General features: G+C 58.6%; 1 protein-coding gene. It reads right to left on the reverse strand.

Features of this window, described 5'->3' with window-relative positions; genetic code table 11:
* Positions 1 to 10: 10 nt before the first annotated feature.
* Positions 11 to 336 (reverse strand): hypothetical protein (locus EXE42_RS19895; protein ID WP_206750773.1); only part of this gene is annotated, 326 nt, incomplete at its 5' end.

Consider the following 336-nt stretch of genomic DNA (forward strand, 5'->3'; position numbering starts at 1 on the left):
TTCAGACGGCTCATTCGTCACCCCCGAAGTCGTTCGGGCCGTACGACACCATCTGCGAGTGGGCGTCCGACTTCCGCGCCGACTGCTGGAACTTCACGATTCCCTTCGGAATCTCCGCACGAACGGCGACGAGATTACCAGATTCGTCACGCTGGTACGACAATATCTCCGACGCCTCGACCGATAAGACCCATTTGACCAGCGTCGGGACGGAGGTGTGAACCCGTCCGTAACTGACATCATTTGGGAACGTCAGCGTCGTCTCCTTTTCGTCCGTCGCGAGTTTCGGGTCGCTCGCGATGGGCAGTTCTCGTAGTTCGGACTTCGAGAGGTCTG

Origin of the sequence: Halorubrum sp. SP3 (assembly GCF_005435195.1) — an archaeon.
GTDB classification, from domain to species: domain Archaea; phylum Halobacteriota; class Halobacteria; order Halobacteriales; family Haloferacaceae; genus Halorubrum; species Halorubrum sodomense.